The 19,782-nt window shown below is 36.3% G+C and carries 21 protein-coding genes; 9 read left to right on the forward strand and 12 right to left on the reverse strand.

The window, feature by feature from the left end:
- Positions 1–9: 9 nt before the first annotated feature.
- Entirely contained in the window at positions 10–357 is a 348-nt protein-coding gene (locus RCG22_RS04040; RefSeq protein ID WP_308105836.1) for an ArsR/SmtB family transcription factor, read from the reverse strand.
- Between the two features lie 515 nt (positions 358–872).
- On the opposite strand from RCG22_RS04040, the gene RCG22_RS04045 reads away from it, so the two are divergent.
- Positions 873–2,096 (forward strand): IS110 family RNA-guided transposase, encoded by a 1,224-nt coding sequence (locus RCG22_RS04045; RefSeq protein ID WP_308105837.1) that lies wholly within the window; start codon positions 873–875, stop codon positions 2,094–2,096.
- Between the two features lie 264 nt (positions 2,097–2,360).
- On the opposite strand, the gene RCG22_RS04050 is transcribed toward RCG22_RS04045, so the two are convergent.
- Positions 2,361–3,530, reverse strand: coding sequence for an MFS transporter (locus RCG22_RS04050; RefSeq protein ID WP_308105838.1), 1,170 nt, complete (start codon positions 3,528–3,530; stop codon positions 2,361–2,363).
- Between the two features lie 247 nt (positions 3,531–3,777).
- A complete protein-coding gene (gene pdxR, locus RCG22_RS04055) occupies positions 3,778–5,226 on the reverse strand; it encodes a MocR-like pyridoxine biosynthesis transcription factor PdxR (RefSeq protein WP_308105839.1) in 1,449 nt (482 codons plus the stop codon).
- A gap of 55 nt (positions 5,227–5,281) precedes the next feature.
- On the opposite strand from pdxR, the gene RCG22_RS04060 reads away from it, so the two are divergent.
- Positions 5,282–5,827, forward strand: coding sequence for a pyridoxamine 5'-phosphate oxidase family protein (locus RCG22_RS04060; RefSeq protein ID WP_308105840.1), 546 nt, complete (start codon positions 5,282–5,284; stop codon positions 5,825–5,827).
- Between the two features lie 220 nt (positions 5,828–6,047).
- On the opposite strand, the gene RCG22_RS04065 is transcribed toward RCG22_RS04060, so the two are convergent.
- A complete protein-coding gene (locus RCG22_RS04065; protein ID WP_308105841.1) occupies positions 6,048–6,332 on the reverse strand; it encodes a hypothetical protein in 285 nt (94 codons plus the stop codon).
- A gap of 1,267 nt (positions 6,333–7,599) precedes the next feature.
- On the opposite strand from RCG22_RS04065, the gene RCG22_RS04070 reads away from it, so the two are divergent.
- The gene (locus RCG22_RS04070) at positions 7,600–7,800 is read left to right on the forward strand and encodes a hypothetical protein (RefSeq protein ID WP_308105842.1); all 201 of its coding nucleotides are present in this window, start codon (positions 7,600–7,602) and stop codon (positions 7,798–7,800) included.
- Here RCG22_RS04070 and RCG22_RS04075 read toward each other — a convergent pair.
- Positions 7,793–8,419, reverse strand: coding sequence for a DUF3885 domain-containing protein (locus RCG22_RS04075; RefSeq protein WP_308105843.1), 627 nt, complete (start codon positions 8,417–8,419; stop codon positions 7,793–7,795). The genes RCG22_RS04070 and RCG22_RS04075 overlap by 8 nt on opposite strands.
- 361 nt (positions 8,420–8,780) lie before the next feature.
- Between RCG22_RS04075 and RCG22_RS04080 the strand changes: the two genes are divergently transcribed.
- A complete protein-coding gene (locus RCG22_RS04080; RefSeq protein ID WP_308105844.1) occupies positions 8,781–9,995 on the forward strand; it encodes a translocation protein TolB in 1,215 nt (404 codons plus the stop codon).
- 233 nt (positions 9,996–10,228) lie between these two features.
- On the opposite strand, the gene RCG22_RS04085 is transcribed toward RCG22_RS04080, so the two are convergent.
- Positions 10,229–10,663: a VOC family protein gene (locus RCG22_RS04085; RefSeq protein ID WP_308105845.1), complete on the reverse strand. Its 435-nt coding sequence runs from the start codon at positions 10,661–10,663 to the stop codon at positions 10,229–10,231.
- A 412-nt stretch (positions 10,664–11,075) separates the two neighbouring features.
- Positions 11,076–11,258: a hypothetical protein gene (locus RCG22_RS04090; RefSeq protein WP_308105846.1), complete on the reverse strand. Its 183-nt coding sequence runs from the start codon at positions 11,256–11,258 to the stop codon at positions 11,076–11,078.
- A gap of 234 nt (positions 11,259–11,492) precedes the next feature.
- On the opposite strand from RCG22_RS04090, the gene RCG22_RS04095 reads away from it, so the two are divergent.
- Together RCG22_RS04095 and RCG22_RS04100 are read left to right on the forward strand one after the other, a co-directional pair.
- Positions 11,493–11,615, forward strand: coding sequence for a hypothetical protein (locus RCG22_RS04095; RefSeq protein WP_308105847.1), 123 nt, complete (start codon positions 11,493–11,495; stop codon positions 11,613–11,615).
- A gap of 110 nt (positions 11,616–11,725) precedes the next feature.
- Positions 11,726–13,297: a cation:proton antiporter gene (locus tag RCG22_RS04100; RefSeq protein ID WP_308105848.1), complete on the forward strand. Its 1,572-nt coding sequence runs from the start codon at positions 11,726–11,728 to the stop codon at positions 13,295–13,297.
- 59 nt (positions 13,298–13,356) lie between these two features.
- On the opposite strand, the gene RCG22_RS04105 is transcribed toward RCG22_RS04100, so the two are convergent.
- Positions 13,357–13,923: a dihydrofolate reductase family protein gene (locus RCG22_RS04105; protein ID WP_308105849.1), complete on the reverse strand. Its 567-nt coding sequence runs from the start codon at positions 13,921–13,923 to the stop codon at positions 13,357–13,359.
- Positions 13,924–14,145: 222 nt separating this feature from the next.
- Between RCG22_RS04105 and RCG22_RS04110 the strand changes: the two genes are divergently transcribed.
- The gene (locus tag RCG22_RS04110) at positions 14,146–14,748 is read left to right on the forward strand and encodes a hypothetical protein (RefSeq protein WP_308105850.1); all 603 of its coding nucleotides are present in this window, start codon (positions 14,146–14,148) and stop codon (positions 14,746–14,748) included.
- Positions 14,749–15,005: 257 nt separating this feature from the next.
- On the opposite strand, the gene RCG22_RS04115 is transcribed toward RCG22_RS04110, so the two are convergent.
- Both RCG22_RS04115 and RCG22_RS04120 read right to left on the reverse strand, forming a co-directional pair.
- Complete coding sequence (locus RCG22_RS04115) at positions 15,006–15,164, reverse strand: hypothetical protein (RefSeq protein WP_176525614.1); 159 nt, start codon at positions 15,162–15,164, stop codon at positions 15,006–15,008.
- A 165-nt stretch (positions 15,165–15,329) separates the two neighbouring features.
- Positions 15,330–15,464 carry a BA3454 family stress response protein gene (locus RCG22_RS04120; protein ID WP_098263090.1) on the reverse strand — a complete coding sequence of 45 codons (135 nt, stop codon included), beginning with the start codon at positions 15,462–15,464 and terminating at the stop codon, positions 15,330–15,332.
- Positions 15,465–15,878: 414 nt separating this feature from the next.
- Here RCG22_RS04120 and RCG22_RS04125 point away from each other — a divergent pair, with 414 nt between their 5' ends.
- Positions 15,879–16,277, forward strand: a complete 399-nt coding sequence (locus RCG22_RS04125; RefSeq protein ID WP_308105851.1) for a VOC family protein — start codon at positions 15,879–15,881, stop codon at positions 16,275–16,277.
- A 263-nt stretch (positions 16,278–16,540) separates the two neighbouring features.
- Here RCG22_RS04125 and RCG22_RS04130 read toward each other — a convergent pair whose 3' ends face one another.
- Together RCG22_RS04130 and RCG22_RS04135 are read right to left on the reverse strand one after the other, a co-directional pair.
- Positions 16,541–17,710: an MFS transporter gene (locus RCG22_RS04130; RefSeq protein WP_308105852.1), complete on the reverse strand. Its 1,170-nt coding sequence runs from the start codon at positions 17,708–17,710 to the stop codon at positions 16,541–16,543.
- 132 nt (positions 17,711–17,842) lie between these two features.
- Entirely contained in the window at positions 17,843–18,883 is a 1,041-nt protein-coding gene (locus RCG22_RS04135; RefSeq protein ID WP_308105853.1) for an NAD(P)-dependent alcohol dehydrogenase, read from the reverse strand.
- 262 nt (positions 18,884–19,145) lie between these two features.
- Here RCG22_RS04135 and RCG22_RS04140 point away from each other — a divergent pair, with 262 nt between their 5' ends.
- Positions 19,146–19,550, forward strand: coding sequence for a MerR family transcriptional regulator (locus RCG22_RS04140; protein WP_308105854.1), 405 nt, complete (start codon positions 19,146–19,148; stop codon positions 19,548–19,550).
- Positions 19,551–19,782: the final 232 nt, after the last annotated feature.

A 19,782-nucleotide genomic window follows, 5' to 3' on the forward strand; every position in this document is an offset into this window, starting at 1 on the left:
ATAGTAAAGCTAACATCCACATCGAAGAGTGGGGTTGGCTTTATCAATCATTTTGATTTTATCTGTCTGATTGGGTACATGTTCCAAGATATCTTCAATAAGTCCATAAAGCTCACTCTGTTGATTTAGTGAATAATATATCCACTGTCCTCTTCTTTCTTCCCTCACCATCCCTGCATCTTTTAATTTTCGAAGATGCTGACTGATGGATGGTTGGCTCATATTAAAAACTTCAAGAAATTCACATACACAGCATTCTCGTTGTTTCAAAATACCAACAATGGTTAGTCTTGTTTTATCACCTAATAATTTCAATACATTAGCCGATTCCTCTAAATAAACTATTGATTTCAACACAGACAAAACCTCCTCATAAATAAATATAAGCAAATAATAATTTACTTATTTAAATCTCAAAAAATAGTTAAAGGATAGAACTTATGTATTTTTAATAAAATTCTTAATTATCATCTAAATTTATATATAACTAATTGCTTATATGTTAATTCAAACAAAAAATAATTTCAAGATATTAATTGTAAAGTTAATGTAAATTATATCGGACGTTTTTTATCGCTTTCTTTAATATCTTCATTAACGATCTCCCCCGTTAGCCACCCATGAAGCGCAAAAATCAGCGCTTCACCACAGAGAATGAAAATGGTCACGAACCGTCAATACTGATTCTACGGCTGGGAGAGGAAGGTCGCTTAACTATGGTGCGTTAGAGCCCATCCGTTAGTCTGACTCCACCGACCACGGTGCACCACTGACTGTCGCTCCCTTACGGGAAGCACACATGGTAGATTAATCCTATTCTGGTTGTTGCACCAGCCTCTAAATTAATGATCGCCGTAGAAAGGATGTTTTCAATGGATGTAGTCATTGAAAGAGCATGCGGTATGGATGTCCATAAGGACAATATTACTGCCTGTATTATGACACCTGATGGAAAGGAGATTCAAACGTTTTCTACTAAAACTGTATTTCTACTACAGTTGGTTGACTGGATTAAACAACATAATTGTACCCATGTCGCCATGGAGAGCACGAGTGTTTATTGGAAGCCTATTGTGAATTTACTGGAAGCTGAGGATATTGAGTTTTTAGTGGTGAATGCCCAACATATGAAGGCAGTTCCGGGGCGCAAGACAGATGTCAAGGATGCAGAATGGATTGCCAAACTTCTTCGCCATGGACTACTTAAAGCTAGTTATATCCCTGATCGAAATCAACGTGAACTGCGTGAACTCGTTCGCTATCGTCGAAGTATTATCGAGGAGCGTGCCAGACAACATAATCGAATCCAAAAGGTGTTAGAAGGCGCGAACATTAAGTTGGGATCTGTTGTTTCAGATGTGTTAGGTGTTTCAGCACGAGATATGCTTGATGCCATTGCCGATGGTGAAGAGGATCCTGAAAAACTAGCAAACTTCGCTCGACGGACTATGAAAAAGAAAAAAGAGGAACTCAAACTCGCCTTAAAAGGCTATATCAATTCACATCAACGCCTCATGTTAAAAACGATTTTAGGTCATATAGATTTTCTGACTGAGCAAATCGAGATGCTGGATCAGGAAGTTGCGGACAGAGTAAGCTCTCATCAAGAAGATGTAGCAAGATTGGATTCCATTCCTGGTATAGCGACCAGAATGGCTGAGCAAATCCTATCCGAAATTGGGACTGATGTAAAGAACCAATTCCCCACTGCAGCTCATATGTGTTCTTGGGCAGGCCTGGTTCCTGGGCAAAACGAAAGTGCGGGGAAAAGAAAATCAGCCAAGACTAAAAAAGGAAATAAGTATTTAAGATCGGCATTAACGGAAGCAGCTCATTCAGTAAGAGGATCCAAAAACTATCTCGGAGCACTGTATAGGCGTACAGCATCACGAAAAGGCAAGAAACGTGCTGGTATTGTGGTCGCCCACGCAATGTTACGTATCTCTTATTATCTCTTAACCCGAAAAGAAATGTATGTAGACTTAGGCGAAGACTACTTTGATAAGCAGAGACAACAATCTATCGTTCGGCATTCACTGAGACGACTCGAAAGTTTAGGATACACCGTTACGTTAGAAGAACCTAAAGCATCTTAATCCAGTCAATTTCTAAACCAAAGATCCATGAATCTGTCGCTCTCCCCTTTTTTAAAAAATGAATGAGCTGCGTCCTCTTTAGGATTGCCTTTTTCTCTGAGTTACAGAAGTTTATTTTCATGGTAGTTGAAGAAGAAAAGTGTCGCTTATTCAACAATCGCGCCCTTTTCTTGAATATCGATATTAGAAAACGATTGTTTAAAATCTAAAAGGGATCTTCCATTAAAGCAACTTATACAAAAACAAACAGATCTCGTTCTGAGGTCAAGTATCTACTGAAAAAGTTGGTTCTTTTTTTGATTCTTTTACCTTTTGGGTACTAAGCAGAAAGCTAGCAATTGCTGCAATACTACAAACATATGGGAGTAATGAATATCCCCAAATAGATATGACATAACCTCCAATCATTGAACCAATAGTGATACCAATATACAGAGCCGTATTATTCCATGCCATAACAATTCCTCGTTCTTTTGGAAATTCCACTGTTAATCGCGCTTGGTATGATGTAAATCCTGCATACCCAACTAAAGCCCATATAAACAGAAAGAAATAAACCCAATCGCCAGCTGAGAAGAATATCCCTAAACAAATGAGTACTAGAGTCAAGAAAATTAGTGTAGCCTTCGAAATCTTTCTTTCTCCAAATTTATCTGTTAATTTCCCACTTGTAAGACTTCCTAAAACGGCACCGATGCCATAAAAAGTAACAGCTAATGCGATTTCTGATGAAGAAAATCGATTTTCAGAGTAAAGAGCTGCACCCAAATAGACATAGAGAGTATACATTGAAATTGCCCAAATGGTGGTAACACTTACGGAACCAAGTATTCGTAGCAGATTTCCTTCTAATAGATTTTTTGTTAAATCACTTTTGGGAATAGATTCCCATGTTTTGAAATTCACTACTGCCAATATGGATCCTATGATAGCCATTACAACAAATACTGAACGCCAACCAAGAAAATACTCTAATAACGTACCGAATGGCGCTCCTACCCAAAGAGCCGTTAAGTGTCCTGAAACAACAATCGAAAGCCATGTCCCTCTTCGATTTGATGGCGCAATATCTCCAATAATTGCGTATATCAACGGAGTAATTGAGGCCACGGACAAACCCGCTAAAATACGGCTAACAATTAGCCATGAAAATGAAGGAGCAAAAGCAGTTAGTGCGTTAGAAATAGCGAACAATAATAAACCAAACGTAATAATTATTCTCCGTTCCTTTTTATCTGAAAGCCAGCCAAAGAATGGAGCCGAAAAGGCATATGTAACCGCAAAAACAGTTACCATCCATCCAGTAGTCTCTGGACTAACCTTATATGCTTCCGAAATGAACGGTAATAACGGAGACACCACAAATAAGTCAGTACCCATTAGAAACAAAGTTATCCAACCAACACTTAAATTTGCCCTCCTTTGTATCTCCATACGTCCCCCATTTAACATTATTTTTACATGTATATTCACTAGGGGTCATAAAAAAGAAGCGATCTTTAAGGAAAGCCCCTATATTTGAATAACAATCACCTTATTATTAGCTGGTTCTGTTGAATAAACCACTCGTCCTATTTTTGATACGGTTCACCCTTAACGTATATAAATGAGTTGTACTGCTATCATCTTATTTGGATTTAATTATCAAGCGAATATGTTTATTCTTCACCGATCTCCCTCTTCACGGGAGACAGCTAGCAAGTAATTGGACTCCTATATCAATTTCCTCAATTGATAATCCGCCAAATCCTAACATGATATAGGAATTACCTTCGGGGGTTGGATTAAGCCAATATCTTAACGGGGAATAAACTTTGACTCCCTTCTGAAGACCATTTTCAATCAGCTCGAAGTTTGATACGTTGTTTAGTTTCAATAAGATATGCAAGCCAGACTTTTCTCCAACTATTTTTACTTTAGTACCCATATTTTGTTCAATACTCCTTAGCAAAGCCTGATGTTTTCTTTGATACAGCTTGCGCATTCTTCGAATATGCCTTTCGAATTCTCCGGATTGCATGAATAAGGCCATAGCCCTCTGAATAATAGGAGAGACAGATTGGTTGTAATCCGCGAACTTTTGTGAGTATTGAACCATTAGAGAAGGTGGAAGTACAATATAACTTAATCGGACTGAAGGAAGAAATGATTTAGAAAATGTACCTAAATAAATTACCTTTTCCTCTTCATCCAGGGATTTCAGTGAAGGAATTGGCTGTCCCCGGTAGCGAAACTCGCTGTCATAATCATCCTCAATAATGTATCCCCCAGTTTGATAAGCCCATTTTAATAATTGTATTCTTTTCGAAATGGACAGAACCATACCAAATGGAAATTGGTGAGAAGGTGTTAAATATACAGCCTTTGCCCTGCTCGATTGAATATGCTCTACTGACAATCCGTCCTTTTCAAGAGGCACGGGTTCTATATAGCATCCCTGATCTTCAAAGACAGTTCGTACTCCACTATAACCTGGTTCTTCCATGGCCACGGTTTTTTCCCGGAGTTCTAAAAGACGACAGATCAACGCCATGGCAGTTTGTGTTCCGGATGTTATAACAATCTGTTCTGGTATACAGCGTACACCTCTGGATTGCAGTAAATAGTTTGAAATCTCTCGTCTCAATGCAAACTTACCTTGTTTTTCACTATACTCAAATAACCAGTTGTTCTCTTGATCGACAGCATCTGACAGACATTTCTTCCACTGCTTCACGGGAAATTTGTCAAGCTCTACATTTCCATATTCAAAATCCACAAGGACTTCGCTTGAAGGCTTACATTCCGACCTAATAGGATGTATCTTCTCAATCGGATGTAGTGAAGGTTTCTCAATCTCAGCTACCCATATTCCACTTTTAGGGACACTTTCGAGGTATCCCTCTGATTGTAGCTGCTGATATGCTGCCTCAACCGTATTTCGGCTGACCTTTAAATGAGTCGTAAGCTGGCGAATTGATGGCATCTTCATTCCTGGCAAGAGCCTGCCTTCTTCAATTTCCTTCTTAATCCAATGATACAACTGGCTGTATAAAGATTCTGGCAACTCCTTATTTAAAAACGGGGTAAGTTCCACTGTTAACCCTCCATCTGTCCCTATTAAACTTTTTAATTCTGCCACTTTTATCATGTACAGAAATCTACTAAAATGATTTTATCATTTATAAAGAAAGATGGGATGAAAAATGCATAAGATCCGCCAAGAAAAAAGGCTATGTACAGATGATAAGCGTATTAATCAGTTTTTAAGCCAAGCACGGACAGGTTACCTTGGATTAACGGATGAGGAGATCCCTTATGTTGTTCCTTTAAATTTTATCTGGATGAATGAAACTTTGTATTTTCATGGAGCTGCTCAAGGGAGAAAAATAGATTTGATTCATGCTAATCCCAACTGTTGTTTCACAATATCTGAAGAATATGGAACCATGGTAAGTCCTATACCAGCCAAGACAGATACTGCTTACATGAGTGTGATGCTGTTTGGAGTACTAGAAACAGTAACTGATTTAAAAGAAGCTACCACGGCAATGCAAGCCATGCTAGATAAGTACGTACCCGGCTATTACGATAAAAGCCTTTCACAATCCCATGTTGAGAAATATCGGTCCTCTCTAGGGAGTCATACAGTTGTTTTTAGACTTACTCCCAGCGTACGAACTGCAAAAGAAAATCAATTGGATCCGCAATTGGCTTTCTACCCAGGCAAGAACGTTAAGATGGATATCTAAAGTTTTCTGTAATCTAGACATCATTTCCAACAAGAAAACCCTTTAAATATGTTAGTGGTACAATACTAATGATATAAGAATAATAAGGAGCCATTGCTGTACGACACATTGGCTCCCTTTTTTATATCAAAACATTATTGTAACTAAGTAACACTTCTTCAACAATCTGGCCCGTTTGTTGAACGAAGCTAAAACATGTTTCTTCAACTAACCTGCAACGTTAGTGCAATAAACCCCAAAAGGAATATATTCCAAATAAAAAAGTAATAAGACCCGATAATCGGTTTATCCATATTAAGGTTTGTTTTTTTAGAGATCCCTTGAAAAGCCCTACAACAAAACAGAGTATATTCCACCAAATTCCTGAACCAATAAATACACCTAAAACCAAAGTGACCACTGATCCTTCATTAGCTTGAAAGAGTCCCAATCCTGGAAAAATGCCAACAAAAGGTCCTACACGAGAAGCAATAGAAAAACCAATAACTAAACCTTTCAATAACACACAAGAATCTCCATAGGTGGGTATCCTTCCAAATAAAATATCTATAATATAATGTAGTGTAACAATATGTTACGCTAGACTGCTTTAAAGCAAAAAAAAAAGCTGCCTTTAAATTGCAGCTAGTCTTTACCATATGCACCCGTTATCAAAACAAGCAAAGGAGTTGCAAATACACTTATTAGGTATTTGTTAAAGAAGAAAACCTTGCACTTCGCGATGACTTCTATGCTGCATATAACATATCAATCATTTGAAAAATATGCCTTACGTAGGATATACAAACCTATTATCCAAATCCCTATCAACAATAAAATTAAGTATTGCAAGTGAAAGCGTATAATAAAATTAAATATAAGCCATTTCTGATGATACCCGTTATAGCTCAAAACATATTTCATAATTCCGTTGATTATAGGAGTTAATCCAAGTGAAGCTGATAACATTAATGAGAACCCAAGCATTGTTTTCCTCATATATTCCCCTCCTTACACACAAATGTGAAATTTTTTAATACACAACCAAATCTTCATTATCAGTTTTTGAAGTCTTATTAAAAATTCCACACAATAAGCTTTTTTCCCCTTCTACAGTTAACCTGCTTCTTTAGTGGAATAAGAAAAAGCCACCGAGACTGGCAAATTAAGCACCCATTAGTCTAAGTACATCTCTTCACAAATTTAATTTCAAATATAATACAACAATATCAAAAATCTCTGGGATGTTTCCCAGATTGTTGAATGAAGCCTATAAAAAAGGCATTAATCCTCTTGTATCAGCGCCTTATTGATTTAATGCTAATGCATAAGGTTATAAATAAAATCGGAACTACCAGGAGTTAATAGGAATAACGAAGTTGCGATCATTAAAATTCCAAAAACAAACAGATATAAAACTTTTTTTTCTGACCGAGAAACAACCCATTTAAAGGTACCAACCACCAGCAGAACAACACCTATGAAGAGGATAAGCAAATAATAAAAACCCATTCAAAGCATTCCTCCATTAAACTTTTTATTTGCAAATGCATTTTCCCAAAGAAATTAACCTTACAATACATAGTAATTTTGTATATATAGATTATCTATGTATAAGGATAATACATAAAAACAATAAAGTGAATAACTTTGTATATTTTTTCCTAATCCAAAGCAGTGTCTTTCTTACTAAAATTTACTGACCCTTAGTACAATAAGAAAAGGAACTGCCGCAGCAACTCCTTGTTCAACTCAAGCACCCGTTATTTGAAGAAGAATATACTTAAAATTTGTTGAGTTCAATTACCTCACAATTATTTAACTGGTGGTTTATTAATGTTTTGAATGCAGTTGCAGATACGACAATTGTCCTAGCACCTTTTTATCATTATAACTCACATCCATTGAACTATCCTGCAAGTTACTTCAATAAGAAAGAGCATTACCACTGTTCCAGTAATGCACCCGTTGAAGAAGGAAAAATCCTTATTTAAATACCTCATCAATTTTATTCCGATCATAATCTAATATCCAATTACTGTATTTGTTATAAATATCTCTTATTGCTTCAGGTGAGGTAGCTAATAAATCACAACCTCTATCATCATAAACATGAAATATCGTTTTACTGTTTTGATTTATAAAGTAAACATTATGGATAATGCTTGGTTTTATACCCAGATCCTGATTACAAATTGCTTTTAACAAATGAATGTATTTGAATTCAAATGTTTTACAACTTAAAGTAAATCTATGTGTTTTATATGTTCCATCTATATCATCTTCTAGAAAAATTTGATGTTGTAACCTATACAATAATGATCTCTCAACATAATTGGAAAAGTTCTTTAATTTATGTTTAATATTTTTACCTTTATCAAAGTCAATTACATCAATCACAATAATAATATCATCAGTTAGCGAGTGTAGGGCTTCAAATAAAGTAATAACCCTTTTATAACATCCCTGTATATAAGGATTATTTGGGTAATCATACTCCCTTTTCCACTCTACCCCTAATTCAAATCTTATGCCAATATCCCAACTATAAAACAAAGGTGGTGTAAGTTCTAAATTCGTAAAATTCTCATTCATAAAATCGTTTAAAAGCATTTCCGCACCTCTTTGAGTACTTTCGTTCCACTTTTTACTGTTCAACTTTTTTACCAAATAATTAAATAGGAACTGGTAAATCCAGCTCCTGTGTGTTTACAAACTCTTCTTTTAGTTGAACAAGTCCGTTTTTATAAAATTATAACTACGCCCCACCACTATGAAGGCAACACCAGTTAATAGTACGAAACTTTTATTTACTCTTGGTGGAAATTTACTTGATTATTTAATAATAAATCCCATTCTATAAATCCACTTATACCAATGTCTTTGTAATTAATTAGAATTGAAGAACTATTCATTTAAAATAATACATCAACTTGAATTTACTAGGCAAATCTATTTAGTAGGAGGGAATGGCGTGCCAATAAAAATCTTATTACTTATGATAATTTTCATATTCCCGTTCATTACTGTGACGAAAGCAGAAGTGCCATTGAAGGCTGCGTTTGTTCGTGAACACCAGTTATGGATGAAAGAGGGAGATCGAGAAATCCAGCTTACCAAAGATAAATATGTCTATTCACCCCAGTGGTCCTATGATAGTAGATTTATTGCATACATTGACGGTGATGAGCAGGGAGAAAAGTCAAATCTCTGGATTTACGATACTAAGAAAAAAGAGAACTTTAAACCGTATCCCATCATTGAGTCTTCTTTGGTTAGGTGGTCACCAGTTGCAAATGAATTAGCCTACTTATCTGGATGGGTTCTAAATGTGACTAAGACAAAGGATGGCAGGCCATCTGGATTTGAAAATGTGTCATTAGGGGTTAGTGGATTTGAATGGTATCCTAATGGGAAAGAGTTTATTGTGTCTGCTACGTCGAATCGCCTTCCCACTGGCTGGGAGCCTATTAAATTGTATCGGATTCCAAAGGATATGAGTCTGAATGAGAACAAACCGAAGCTATTGTATTCAATCCCAATCGATGAAAAAAAGCTATTTGCTGTTGATGTTGGTGGCTTTAAGTGGAGTCATGACGGCAAATGGGTTAGCTTTCTCGGTACTCCAACACCATCTTGGTCAATGGACAGTAATCCTTTATGTGCCTTATCATCAGACGGCAAAGTGTTCAAAGACATCGGCAGGATGTTAGGATTTGGTGACTGGTTTAAGTGGGCACCACTAGCCAACCAATTAGCTTTTATTTCAGGAGAAGGACGTTTTTTTGTTGAAAATAAGATAACTAAAATTGCTGATTTAGAGGCATCCACCAAGCAGATTGAATATACCCCCAAAGGATATGTAGACCTAGATTTGGAGTGGCTGTCACCTTCAAAAGTGATTGTCGCACGGTCACCGGAAAACAAAGCGTGGAAAGAGGGCCCAGCTCCCACCATGTTCACCTCTCTTTATGAAATAGATGTAACGACAGGCACTCAGAATCGAATCACATTTCCAAAAGAAAATGAGTTAGATGTAGACCCACAAGTCGTTAGTTCCTATCTCACATGGGTACGAAGGCATGGTGAAACGCAAAAAGGCGATGTATTGATAAAAGATAATAAGGAGAAAGAAGAGTGCATTTGGATAGAAGATGTAGATTTTTCACCTGTTTTATTTAAAAAGTAGTATATATCATCCAAATAACACTATAAAAGCAGAAAATTATCGCTTGGATTGTATTATCCAAGCGTTTCGTTTTTAAATAATCTGTTAAAACAAACAGCCCGTTTGTCGAAAAAAGAAAAAGGCGATACTTCTTATTAAAGCAAATGCTACCCATTAGCTGAATTAGACACCGTTGGATGCTATCCTTCAATCATTGCTGAATCATCAAACCTTTAAGTCCCACTTAATATTTATCAGATTTTCTCCGCCAATTCTAAAATAATTCCCTCTGGACCACGAACGTAGCATAACTTATAACTTTCTTCATATTGCTGTATCTCACTAAAGATTTCCGTGCCCTTCTTTTTCAATTTTGCAACAATAGCTTCAATATCTTCAACAGCAAAGCAAATATGTCGGATACCCATCGTATTTGCAAAAGGTTTCTGAATATCTTTTTCATCTAAGGGCGTATAAAATTTGACTAGCTCTATCCATGCTTGACCATCTGGCATCCCCAATCCTACACATGCCGTTTTAACATCATTAAGCCCAACTATTCTGTCCAACTGTTCTCCATCCAATTCCCATTCGGCTTGCACTTCAAGTCCTAAATCAAGAAAAAACGCTTTAGCCTCTGAAAGATCATTTACGTTTATACTCACATGATCTATTCTATTGATCTTCATCTCATACCTCCTATGTTCCTATTTTTTTCAACACCTGTATTCGTTTTAGGTTTGTTTGAAATTCTAATTCGCTTAAAACAGAAAATATCCTTCTTCATCATCTACATATAGAAAGTTGTTGATGCCTCATCATGGTCAATTGTATCAAAGTTCATATTCTTTCTATACTAGATCACGATTCCCTCTTCTTCAAGTAACCAGCCCGTTAGCACAAGAAGAAAGCTGTCTAAATTGACAGCTGGCTCTTCAACTCTTGCCCCCGTTACTTGAAAAGGAAATTTTTATTGCCGAGGTGCAAACAGTATCACTGAAGCACCAATTAAACATATACCAGCACCTATCATTCAGACACACTCCTAAATAACTTAACCAACACAATAAAAGGGGTAACCTACTCCTTTTTCGGTATTTGTCAGCCACCTTTTATACAAGTCGCATTTGAACTTCCAACAGCAGCATTCAATTCTTGAAGAGGCAAACTAAGCTGTTCCTCATCTACCAATGATTCTAAAGTCTGTCTTGTAAGTAGAATATTGTGTTTGATAAAAATATCTTCCGTAACTCCCCAAAATTCAACAATAGCTTTTGGCGACATATTCCCTAGTATAACCACTTCAGCATCCTACTCCTTTTTCCTTTATTTTATCATTATTTATTAAACTAACTTGTACGGTAGTTGAGGAAGAAAATTTACTACTTACTTATCTTTTAACAAATATCAGCAACCACGGCTGCAACGATTTCTCCATATTATTTTTTCTAATTTCCTCCATATTACCTGATATTTATCCCCACAACCACACACCATATAATAACGGAGGTGAATTTTATGGAGAACCAGGTCATAAACTATCAAGAAAATCTGATAATTATGTTGATGGCATTCTCTATTCAGATACAAGTAAGAACCGTTCATCACAGGCAAATTATGCTGGTAGCAGCCCTTATTTAGACACAAGTGAGGATCCTTCAACACAGTCTAATTACACACTGGCGGCAGTCCTTATTTAGATATAGATTTTCACCCAGAAGAAATGAACATTAAAGGAGGTTATGAATAAATTGAATGAATTAGATTTACATCACATCTTTGAAATTGGCCTAATTTTAGTAATGATTGCAGCTGGTGTTACGGCTATCGCTAAAAAATTCAATCGCCCTTACCCGATTGCCTTAGTAGTTGTTGGAACGATTATTGGCTTGGTTAACATTCCAGTTTTAGAGCATTTAAAGGATTTTATTACTGAGGGGGAAGTTTTTAATTTTGTTATTATTACTCTGTTTTTGCCTGCATTATTAGGAGAGGCCTCCCTAAAGCTTCCTTACTCACATTTAAAAGAGAATAAATTGCCTATTCTTGCTTTGGCTTTTGGAGGAACGCTTTTATCCTTTTTGATTATTGGTTTTTTCATGATATGGCTGTTGGATTTTTCCATTCCAAAAGCGTTTGTTTTTGCTGCTTTAATGAGTGCAACTGATCCTGTAAGTGTTATATCTATTTTCAAAAGCGTCGGGGTAAACAAAAGGCTTGCAACGGTTATTGAAGGCGAAAGTCTATTTAACGATGGATTGTCGGTTGTGCTTTTTAAAATTTCCGCCTTTTATTTACTTACCTACCTGGACCTTGGAGCAATAGGTGTAGGCTATGGTTTGTGGGAGTTTTTCAAGGTAATCTCTTTAGGACTCATAATAGGCGGAGCATTAGGCTATGTTTTTTCTCAATTAACCAAACAATTTGATGATTATCCTTTGGAGATCATTTTCAGTATTATACTATTTTATGGTTCATTTTTATTAGCAGAATCTGTCCATGGGTCAGGTGTAATTGCTGTGGTGATTGCTGGTCTCATTTTTGGAAATTATGGAGCCAAAATTGGTATGAGTCCTACAACTAAGCTAAACATCAATAACTTTTGGGAAGTTACAGCGTTGCTAGCCAACTCAGTCGTTTTTTTAATGGTTGGATTAGAAATAACCAAGATAAATTTTAATGACAAATGGGGCTTAATTTTACTTTCTATATTGATTGTGCTGATAGCAAGAAGCCTTGCGGTATACGCTAGTTTATTTTTTTCGAAGAATTTTCCTTATGCTTGGAAGCATGTGATCAATTGGGGAGGTTTAAAAGGTTCGCTTTCCATTGCCTTAGTTTTAAGTCTTCCTCGTAATTTTCAAGGACGGGAAGACCTCTTAATTATTGCTTTTAGTGCGGTTCTCATCTCTTTAATATTTCAAGGTCTTTCCATAAAACCGCTTCTCTCCTTCTTGGGGGTCAATAAAAAAGATGAGGGAATTAAAGAATATGAAGAAATGATCGCTCGTGGACACCGCTATGAAATTGCCATATTGGAAATAAAAACCATTAGTAAGAAATTATTCATTTCAGAAATGGCAGCAAAAGAACTGATAACTCAATATGAGCAAGAATTATCAAGCATGGAGAAGAAAATGGAACAGCTTTTTAAGAAGTATCCCCATTTGAAAGAAAAACAACAATTGATTTTACAAAGGCATGCGTTATACGCACAACACGAAGCCATTGAAAAATTGATAAAAGAAGATGTTATCTCTAATGAGGTAGCTGAACGTGAACATGACCAAATTACAGATAGACTAGTTAGGTTAGAAGAATGACTTCTTAACTCATAAATATTTTTAATTAGGTAACTTACAATTAAATAACTCCAACTATTCTAAGATTCGTAAATTAGTTGCACAACACCAGACGAAAACATTCTTGTATTAACCATTTTTAAATTCAACCTCTGTTTTATATCAATAAACAACGGTTTTCCTTCTCCCAAAATAACTGGGTGAACAGATAATCTAAATACATCAACAAGCCCTAAGTTGATAAAAGATGTAATAAGACTTGCCCCGCCATATAGCCATATGTCTTTACCAGGCTTATTCTTTAAATTATTTACTTCTTCGAGAATATTGTCATTTATGAATATTGCTTTATTATCAGCCCCTTTTTGCGTTCTGGAAAACACATATTTTTCTTTACTATGTACTAATTCCCAAATTTCTTTTTCAGTATCAGAATCAGTATCTTCATTTTCTGGAGTATATTGTCCCCATAAATCGTAACTTTTTCTTCCATATAAAATTGTATCAATTTGATTTAAGAAATTAATAAACCCCATTTCAGAGTCCATAATGCACCAATCAACTTCTCCATTTTTCCCTTCAATAAAACCATCTAAAGTAATTGCTAAATCTAAAATGATCTTTCTTGGTCTTACGTTATTGGACATTATACTTCCTCCAGATAATCATAATGACATTAATACTCACTGTAGTTATGGCATTTTATTTAATTGTACAATACTTATTGTCCATTTATAAAAATTAATGTCATGTGTTATATCATGTTCATTAAAAAGTCCTAAAACTCTTACTAAATGACACCTAAGAAAGAAACATGTGGTTTATAATTGTAATTATCTAAATAGCATAAAATTATGGGAGCGATGGAGATGAGTAAAAAAATTTTATTAGCTTTACTCTGCTTAGGATTAATTGTGGTACTTTATTTTTCAGCTTCCCGTCCTGATTCAAGTCCTGGTTCTAATTATATTCCTACTACATCCTTGGAAGAAGCAATCTGTACAAAAGTAGAAGCTCAGAATGAGGATTGCAAAAAAGTGATTTTAATTGATACCGATTCAAATGTGGCTTTTGTTGAATCTGAATTCGGAATCCTGCCAGTTCTTATTAGCAAAGACCATACTAAAATGGTAAAAATGCTTCCAGGATTGGATTTCCAAGAATTCAGAGAGGAAAAGGAGGAGAATGGACCCATAACCTGGAGAGTTGAAAATAATGTCCAAAAGGATTTCTCCATTTTATACGGATTTGCCAGAGACAAGGCAAAGACCATCATTATAAATAGTGAAGGCAATATACAGCCAAATAAATTTTATGTTCGGGACGACTTGGCTGGTATGAGCGGAGGTTCAGGTACAGCTGCGTTATGGGTTTGGTATATTACTTCTAAAGATGAAATGATTAAACCAGCGGATATAACAGTTTATGGAGCAGATGGTCATCTTATATACGGAGGAAGCAAAGAAGAATAAAGAAGGGATAACAGAATGAAAAAGTCGGGAACTAAAAAGACTCCTCATTTATCGGTTAATTCCTTCTTTCACTAACCTGCCCATTGGTAGAAAAGGAAAAAAAGTCGCTGCTGCGACTTTTTATTTAATATTAGCATCCGTTAGCTTAATAAGAACTTTATACATTTTTCTCTCCGAATGGTGGAAAAATGTACAAAATCTATATAGGTTCCACAGATAATGCTCTTAATTTTATATGTAGTATCTTATTTGAAAATTTAAGAAGCCTTGCGCCCTTTAGCGTTCTTTAGTTCCATTAAGCTTTCTTTGATTAACTCTCTTTGTTCCTCAGTAATAATAAAATCCGCAAGACGATCCTCAAAATGAGTTATACGTCTTTCCAACTCCTCCATGGTAAGGTTTCTAATATTCTTCATAAACCCATCAACTCCTCTTATTATAATTTATATATAATTAGGATTCTTCAAAAAACCCTCTAAAGCACTATTGGCGGCGGGATTTTCAAGTAAAGGAAGCTATCCATAATCTATTCTTCAAGTGGAAGTCCCATTCAAAATCCTTTTAATCCCAGGATCCTTTATTTAATTTTCCCATTGTTTAAGAACTTGTTCTTGTGCTATACGATAAACTTCTTCTTCTGTTTGGTTTTTGGTAGCTATAACGTTGGTTTGATAAACTTTACCGTTATGTGTTACATAGATTGTATAATTGTACATTTTGTTCGATCCCCTCTTTATAATTCTAATAATCTTAACTTTTTATTCATTCCACTTCACGAATAAATCCAATTTCATTCGGTTATTCTTACAAATATTTTTTTGACTATTATATATTTTACAAATAATATGAGTTTTATTAAAGAAAAAAAAAGGTCAAGATTTGACAAATTCTCTACTTAACATAAATTAATATAGTCACTTGCAACGGTAATGACTGGAAAAGTCATTAAAATCAACAACCTTTTTATGATTCTTATCTCTTATGTATTTTATGAAACCTCTAAGAATGCGGAATAATGTCGAAATAAAAATAATAAAGACTGGCTCCTATTACCGATCTTAAAAGTTTATACTGAATTATAGGATATCTTTCAAGACCAATCACCAAAATAAAAAAGGAGAGGTTATTCAATGAAACTCGATATCTACGTCAACTATCGTGGGGTTTGCAAACAGGCTTTTCGGTTCTATGAACAGCATCTCGGAGGCAGAATAACATCGATGATGGCATTCAAACAAATGCCAGACCCGACGAACATTCCAGAAGGTCGGGAAAACGACATTCTGCATGCTACTCTAGAGATTGGGGACATGGTACTCAGGGGAGCCGACATCCCTAACGCTGAGCCTATGCGGAGTGTTTATCTAACACTCCGGGTTTCCAGTGCAGAAGAGGCGGAGAGGCTTTATACTTTGCTTTCTGAAGAAGGAGAAATCTTTATGCCCATGGAAGAAACCTTTTTCGCTTTGCGCTTTGCTCAGTTGAGAGACAGGTTTGGAACATCATGGATGCTCCTGTGTGAGCGTTAGTCAATAGAAGCTGTTAAATAGACGGAAAAATTCTGCTTAATAAGTAACTTTTATTAAAAAGAGCTTAAAAAGACGGAGATATTCCGCCTATTTATTCGAAAAATGTGAAAATGGAAGATTTTACTTTCCATAACCGGAAAACCTCCCCTTATTTATCCCGAAACGAGCTCCATTCTGAAACTACCCGGAGTATCTCCGCTTATTTATCTTTTGCTAGTTACTAGATTAAGGACAAGACATCTTATATAAAATGGAGTGAGCAGTTAAATGGAGAGTTGTTTTACCGGACTATACCTATAATTTCGTAGTAAAATAGTTACCAAACTTAGGATTAACGATAGGATCCCAACTAATACGACGTATTTTGTACCCATTTCTAATATAAATAACCCGCCTACAGCTGCACCAATGGTTGTTCCTATGTTACAGGCTGATAAAAATAGGCCGTTGGCAAAATCAGGCGCTTCGGGAGCTGCTGTTGAAATCCAATATTGGTTGATATTACCCGCTACTCTAGCTAATATCCCCCAAATTAACGTAATGAACGCCATAGGTACGGTAACCTGTCCAAATAAGAATAATAGAATGTACACGATTCCTAATACAAAAGGAAAAATTGCCACAACTTTCTGCGCATTTTTAGTTAGCAATTTCCCTGCCAAAATATTCCCGCTAATATTGGCTCCTCCATATACGAATAATATTAAACTAATGGTGTTCGAAGGCATATTTGTAACAGTTTTCAAATAATCAGCCAGATAACTAAAAACTCCAAATATGGCTGAGTTTAATAAAATGACAGTCAAGATGGAAAGCCATATAATAGGTTTTTTTAAGACGGAAAATTGTGTACCATAGGAAAGTCTTTTTTCCACTGGCATAGATGGTACAAAAATCACCGTTGCAATAAATACGATGGCATTTACAATCGCAAAAAAGGCCATTGCCATTTCAAACGAAACGGCACTTGAGATAAAACTTGCGATGGGCACGCCGACTACCATACCGGCTGATACTCCTACAAATACTTTAGAAACAGCTTTTGGAGCTTCCTCTTTCCTTACTGATGCAGCAGCTACTGTAAATGCCAATGAACAATAAATAGGATGAAAAAAGGCTGGAATGATACGAGCAATTAATAGAATGGTAAAGTTAGATGTAAATATGGTTACAATGTTTCCCACAACGAAAACACCTAGGACAAGTAACATGACCTTCTTTCGATTGATCCCCGAAAACAATAACGGCATCGTTGGACCAGATATGGCGACAACAAGGGCAAAGGCACTTACCAGCCATCCTGCTTTTGATACACTTATATGAAAGTGATCAGCAATATCAGGTAATATTCCAATAACCCCCATTTCAGTATTTAAGATCCCGAAGACTCCTATGGTTAAGATGACAATCAACAAGTTATTTCGTTCAGTCAAATAAACAACTCCTATCTTCAATTATGTTCGGTCAATAGATTACCCTTTAAGATTAGTAATTAAAAAGGATGTCCCAAAAGCTAGACTTCGGGACATCCTTGATCGTATCTTCAGATTTATCGCTTACACCACTTATATGGTGCTTGTGTCGATCACGAATCGATACTTCACATCTGAAGCTAATACGCGCTTATAAGCTTCGTCAATTTGGTCAGCAGAAATTACTTCAATTTTCGGAACAATATTATGCTCAGCACAGAAATTTAACATTTCCTGAGTCTCACGGATGCCGCCAATCATAGAACCTGCAAATGAACGGCGATGACCGATTAGCGAGAATACGTTTAGAGACAACGGTTCCGCTGGAGCGCCGACGTTGACAAGTGTACCATCTAATGCCAACAAAGAAAGGTAAGCACTAATATCAATCTTTGCGCTTACTGTATTGATGATGAGGTCAAATGAACCCGCTAGTTTCTTAAACGTTTCTGAATCGTTTGTGGCATAATAATGGTCAGCGCCGAATTCTAAGCCATCGTCCTTTTTCTTCAATGTTTGTGATAGAACGGTCACCTCGGCACCCATGGCATGAGCAATTTTGACAGCCATATGACCCAGACCGCCCATACCAACAACCGCAACTCTCTTCCCTGGACCAGCTCCCCAATGGTTTAATGGAGAATAGGTCGTAATGCCTGCGCAAAGTAATGGTGCTGCGGCGTCAAGCGAGATGTTATCAGGAATTCTGACTACGAAGTCCTCAGTTACGACGATGTGGGTTGAATAGCCTCCTTGGGTAGGCTCACCATATTTGTCAACACCCGCGTAGGTAGGGACATTCCCTTTTAGACAGTACTGTTCTTCCCCTTTACGGCAGTTCTCACATTCACCACAGGAGTCAACCATACAACCGACTCCCACTCGGTCACCAACCTTATACTTTGTTACTTCTGCTCCTACTTCGGTGACAAATCCCGCAATCTCATGTCCAGGTACGAGTGGATAGTTCACAGGTCCCCATTCGCCATGAGCCGTATGTATGTCAGAATGGCATATGCCTGCATACTTAATTTCAATTAGAACATCATGTAGATCAAGGTCACGTCTATTAATTTCAGCAACCCGAAACGGTTTGTCTGGACCGTCGACAGCTCGTGCTTTAGCTGTTATCATTTGTAAAAACCTCCAAAATAATTTGATGTTTTAAGAGAATGAACTGGTACTGTTATAGATACATAACTTCCCTTTTTCTCTTGCAAAACTAGAATAAACCCTCTAGTTAACTCTAGGTCAAGCAAAAAGTTTAAATGCAGTAGATCATCCAAAACAGAAAGTAATAGTATACTTTGAAATTTAGCATACTGTATAATAGAATCATGTCAAAACATAGAGTTAACTCGAAGTCTATATCAAGAAGATTAGGAGATGAATTAAGTTGACATATTCTATAAGCGAAGTTGCAAAAGAATTAAATCTCACAGTATATGCCTTACGTTACTACGATAAGGAGGGCCTCATCCCTTTTGTTGATCGGACTCCTAGTGGAACAAGATTATTTAAAGAATCCGATATTGAAGCATTAAAAATTATTCAATGTCTAAAATCTACCGGGATGCCTATTAAAGAAATTAAAGGTTTCATAACCTGGTGTTCTGAGGGCGATTCAACCTTGCAGCAAAGATACGATATGTTCTTGGAGCGAAAAGCTGCTGTAGAAGCACAGTTGGAAGAACTGAATAGGACAATGGAACTTATAAATCATAAATGCAACTATTATATGACTGCATTGGATGCAGGAACGGAAGAAATTCATAAAAAAAATAAAATAGGGAACTTTTAACATACGAAAAGCCACCTTTCCTTCATATGACGGTAGAGTTGAAGGATTTGTGGCTCTAATTGTATACGAAAAGGTAACCTTTATTTACTACCAGTATGGATGCTCTGCTATTTCCTTCCTATAAAATCCCCCCTTTGAAAGATAGGCATATTTTCATTTCGCATCACCATTTCCTCCATCAGACTTTTCTGCTATTGTTCTCCTGTAATTGTTCATATGCTATCCCACGGGT

It is taken from the genome of Neobacillus nitrireducens (assembly GCF_030915405.1).
In the GTDB taxonomy this organism is placed as follows: Bacteria; Bacillota; Bacilli; order Bacillales; family Cytobacillaceae; genus Neobacillus.